This window comes from Aquimarina sp., assembly GCF_977115655.1.
In genome coordinates this window covers 1-5,142 of record NZ_CDSBKO010000122.1, presented here as the reverse complement: position 1 = coordinate 5,142, position 5,142 = coordinate 1, and the positions used below count along the sequence as shown (strand labels likewise).

The window sequence follows — 5,142 nt, the reverse complement described above, 5'->3', positions numbered from 1 at the left end:
AAAAAAAACTTGTCGGAACAAAAAAAGGTTGTAGGTTTGCAGCCCGCAAAACAGGAAGAAGTTTTGAGTTCATAAGCAAGGTTTTTTATAAAGGTTTAAGGGTTGAAAAAACTTTTAAAAATAAACAGAAAAAGTCTTGTTAATTAAAAAAGAGGTTGTATATTTGCACCCGCTTTGAAAAACAAGGCAAGTTCATAAAAAAAGTAGTACTGGGGTAAAGTGTTTTTAGAGGCACACATAAAGGTTCGATTCCTTTGATACTATCGATAATTGCTAGCGAAGAAGATTGCTTTAGCGGTTAAAAAAAGTTCATAGACATATTGATTGACAGCGCGTATTAGACCAGAGATGGTTTATTACAAAGAATAAAGACTAGAAACATCATAGAGATACGATTATAATTCCGTTGTATTGTTTTAAATAATATTTAAAGACAAACGATGAAGAGTTTGATCCTGGCTCAGGATGAACGCTAGCGGCAGGCTTAACACATGCAAGTCGAGGGGTAACAGGGTGCTTGCACCGCTGACGACCGGCGCACGGGTGCGTAACGCGTATAGAACCTACCTTATAGTAAGGGATAGCCCAGAGAAATTTGGATTAATACCTTATAGTATTGGATTGTGGCATCACAGACCAATTAAAGATTTATTGCTATGAGATGGCTATGCGTTCTATTAGCTAGTTGGTATGGTAACGGCATACCAAGGCTACGATAGATAGGGGTCCTGAGAGGGAGATCCCCCACACTGGTACTGAGACACGGACCAGACTCCTACGGGAGGCAGCAGTGAGGAATATTGGACAATGGGCGCAAGCCTGATCCAGCCATGCCGCGTGCAGGAAGACGGTCCTATGGGTTGTAAACTGCTTTTATACAGGAAGAAACACCTCTACGTGTAGAGGCTTGACGGTACTGTACGAATAAGGATCGGCTAACTCCGTGCCAGCAGCCGCGGTAATACGGAGGATCCAAGCGTTATCCGGAATCATTGGGTTTAAAGGGTCCGTAGGCGGGTTTATAAGTCAGTGGTGAAAGTTTGCGGCTCAACCGTAAAATTGCCATTGATACTGTAAGCCTTGAATTATTGTGAAGTGGTTAGAATGTGTAGTGTAGCGGTGAAATGCATAGATATTACACAGAATACCGATTGCGAAGGCAGATCACTAACAATATATTGACGCTAAGGGACGAAAGCGTGGGTAGCGAACAGGATTAGATACCCTGGTAGTCCACGCCGTAAACGATGGTTACTAGCTGTTCGGACTTCGGTCTGAGTGGCTAAGCGAAAGTGATAAGTAACCCACCTGGGGAGTACGTTCGCAAGAATGAAACTCAAAGGAATTGACGGGGGCCCGCACAAGCGGTGGAGCATGTGGTTTAATTCGATGATACGCGAGGAACCTTACCAGGGCTTAAATGTAGATTGACAGGTTTAGAGATAGACTTTCCTTCGGGCAATTTACAAGGTGCTGCATGGTTGTCGTCAGCTCGTGCCGTGAGGTGTCAGGTTAAGTCCTATAACGAGCGCAACCCCTGTTGTTAGTTGCCATCGAGTCATGTCGGGAACTCTAACAAGACTGCCAGTGCAAACTGTGAGGAAGGTGGGGATGACGTCAAATCATCACGGCCCTTACGTCTTGGGCTACACACGTGCTACAATGGTAGGTACAGAGAGCAGCCACAACGCAAGTAGGAGCGAATCTACAAAACCTATCTCAGTTCGGATCGGAGTCTGCAACTCGACTCCGTGAAGCTGGAATCGCTAGTAATCGGATATCAGCCATGATCCGGTGAATACGTTCCCGGGCCTTGTACACACCGCCCGTCAAGCCATGGAAGCTGGGGGTACCTGAAGTCCGTCACCGCAAGGAGCGGCCTAGGGTAAAACTAGTAACTGGGGCTAAGTCGTAACAAGGTAGCCGTACCGGAAGGTGCGGCTGGAACACCTCCTTTCTAGAGCATTGCCGGATAGTTTATTCTGTCCAACAAGCAATCAGAAATGATACGATGGAATGTTTTTTTATTTTGTTAATAGTCTTTAAGCTGTCGGTTAATTAATTTATTTAGTATTGAGTACAGAGTATTAAGTATTAAGTATTAGGATATATTTAGATTTTTAATCTAATTCTCAATACTAACTACTCATGCTAATTTAAAGTCTCATAGCTCAGCTGGTTAGAGCGCTACACTGATAATGTAGAGGTCGGCAGTTCGAGTCTGCCTGAGACTACGAAGTCGAAAGACAGAGGAGAAGTTTACCCTGAGTTTATCGAAGGGGTTTCTGCTGGAGACTACGGGTTAAATATTAAATGTAAAAGTTTAAGTTTAAAATGTAAAAGTAGTTGTTTACTTACTTTTAACTTTATAGTTTTTCGGTTTTAGATTTATTATTTATACGTTCATTGATTATAGTATTGAAAGGAAATTCTAGAAGATAGAGTTTAAGTCACATTATTCGTAATTCTAAATTCATAATTCTGAATTTCAAATAATGGGGGATTAGCTCAGCTGGCTAGAGCGCCTGCCTTGCACGCAGGAGGTCATCGGTTCGACTCCGATATTCTCCACGATTCTTTAGATATTAGTAAAGATAGTTTTTAAAACACAGGATTCATAAAAGAATACGTTTTAACTACATTTATATTAGTATTGATTACGAGAAAAAAGTTCATTGACATATTGATTTAAAAATACGAGCACATATTGTAAATATGTGATAAAAAAAAGAGGGATATTATCTTTATAGATAGTATCCAATAACAAAAAGAGCAAATTAAAGCAAGACGCATAAGCTAATTAAGGGCGTATGGGGAATGCCTAGGCTCTCAGAGGCGAAGAAGGACGTGATAAGCTGCGAAAAGCTGCGGGGACAGGCACATACTGATTGATCCGCAGATATCCGAATGGGGCAACCCGGTATGTTGAAGACATATCATCCAGCAATGGAGGCGAACCCGGAGAACTGAAACATCTAAGTACCCGGAGGAGAAGAAAACAAAAGTGATTCCGTTAGTAGTGGCGAGCGAACGCGGATTAGCCCAAACCTGTTTTGTTACGGCAAGATAGGGGTTGTAGGACTACGATATAAGAAGTGCGATGAATTAGAACAGGTTGGAAAGCCAGGCCAAAGACGGTGATAGCCCGGTATAGGTAAAGACCATGGATTTAGTAGTATCCTGAGTAGTGCGGGGCACGTGAAACCCTGTATGAATCTGGCGGGACCATCCGTTAAGGCTAAATACTCCTGAGAGACCGATAGTGAACCAGTACCGTGAGGGAAAGGTGAAAAGAACCCTGAATAAGGGAGTGAAATAGATCCTGAAACCATACGCTTACAAGCGGTCGGAGCCATTCGTGGTGACGGCGTGCCTTTTGCATAATGAGCCTACGAGTTACTTTTACTAGCAAGGTTAAGTTGTTCAGCAACGGATCCGAAGCGAAAGCGAGTCTGAATAGGGCGCTATAGTTAGTAGTAGTAGACGCGAAACCGTGTGATCTACCCTTGGGCAGGTTGAAGCTTTGTTAACCCAAAGTGGAGGACCGAACCCGTTGACGTTGAAAAGTCTTGGGATGACCTGTGGGTAGGGGTGAAAGGCCAATCAAACTCGGAAATAGCTCGTACTCCCCGAAATGCATTTAGGTGCAGCGTTGGCATAGTTTTATAGAGGTAGAGCTACTGATTGGATGCGGGGGCTTCACCGCCTACCAATTCCTGACAAACTCCGAATGCTATAAAATGTTTGCCAGCAGTGAGGGCATGGGTGCTAAGGTCCATGTCCGAGAGGGAAAGAACCCAGACCATCAGCTAAGGTCCCCAAATATATGCTAAGTTGAAAAAACGAGGTTTGTCTGCCTAGACAGCTAGGATGTTGGCTTGGAAGCAGCCATTCATTTAAAGAGTGCGTAACAGCTCACTAGTCGAGCGGTTCGGCATGGATAATAATCGGGCATAAACATATTACCGAAGCTATGGACAGATTAATCTGTGGTAGGGGAGCATTGTATTCAGCGTTGAAGGTGAGGGGCGATCCTTGCTGGAGCGTATACAAAAGAAAATGTAGGCATAAGTAACGATAATGCGGGCGAGAAACCCGCACACCGAAAGACTAAGGTTTCCTCAGCTATGCTAATCAGCTGAGGGTTAGTCGGGGCCTAACGCGAACCCGAAAGGGGTAGTGGATGGACAACAGGTTAATATTCCTGTACCTGCTCACGCAAAAAGTGACGGAGGCGAATAGTTAGTGCGCACTGACGGAAATGTGCGTTGAAGGGAGTAGTAATACCCCGATAGTACCCAGAGGCTTCGGCCAATGGGATAATCTAGCGAATCGACTTCCAAGAAAAACGAGTGAAGCAGCCCGTACCGTAAACCGACACAGGTAGTTGGGATGAGAATTCTAAGGTGCTCGAGAGATTCATGGCTAAGGAACTAGGCAAAATCGACCCGTAACTTCGGGAGAAGGGTCGCCCATCTTCGGATGGGCCGCAGTGAAGAGGTCCAGGCGACTGTTTATCAAAAACACAGGGCTATGCTAAATAGAAATATGATGTATATGGCCTGACACCTGCCCGGTGCCGGAAGGTTAAGAGGAGATGTCATCTTCGGAGAAGCATTGAATTGAAGCCCCGGTAAACGGCGGCCGTAACTATAACGGTCCTAAGGTAGCGAAATTCCTTGTCGGGTAAGTTCCGACCTGCACGAATGGTGTAACGATCTGGACACTGTCTCAGCCATGAGCTCGGTGAAATTGTAGTATCGGTGAAGATGCCGGTTACCCGCTGTGGGACGAAAAGACCCCGTGCACCTTTACTATAGCTTAGTATTGACTTTGGATAAGTAATGTGTAGGATAGGTGGGAGATATTGATCATGCGTCGCCAGGCGTATGTGAATCATTGTTGAAATACCACCCTTTGCTTATTCGAAGCCTAACATCGTGAGATGGACAGTGCTTGGTGGGTAGTTTGACTGGGGTGGTCGCCTCCAAAAGAGTATCGGAGGCTTCTAAAGGTTTGCTCAGTACGGTTGGTAATCGTACGCAGAGTGCAATGGCATAAGCAAGCTTGACTGAGAGAGATACAGCTCGATCAGGTACGAAAGTAGAGCATAGTGATCCGGTGGTTCCGCATGGAAGGGCC

The 5,142-nt window shown here is 44.8% G+C and carries 2 tRNA genes and 2 rRNA genes; all 4 read left to right on the top strand.

Annotated features, from left to right (window positions below):
• The first annotated feature begins 437 nt into the window (after window positions 1-437).
• A 16S ribosomal RNA gene (locus ACZIYX_RS23560) occupies window positions 438-1,957 on the top strand.
• Between the two features lie 203 nt (window positions 1,958-2,160).
• Window positions 2,161-2,234, top strand: a tRNA-Ile gene (locus ACZIYX_RS23555).
• Window positions 2,235-2,497: 263 nt separating this feature from the next.
• Window positions 2,498-2,571: transfer RNA gene (locus tag ACZIYX_RS23550), tRNA-Ala, on the top strand.
• A gap of 219 nt (window positions 2,572-2,790) precedes the next feature.
• Window positions 2,791-5,142 (top strand): 23S ribosomal RNA (locus tag ACZIYX_RS23545); the annotation flags it as partial.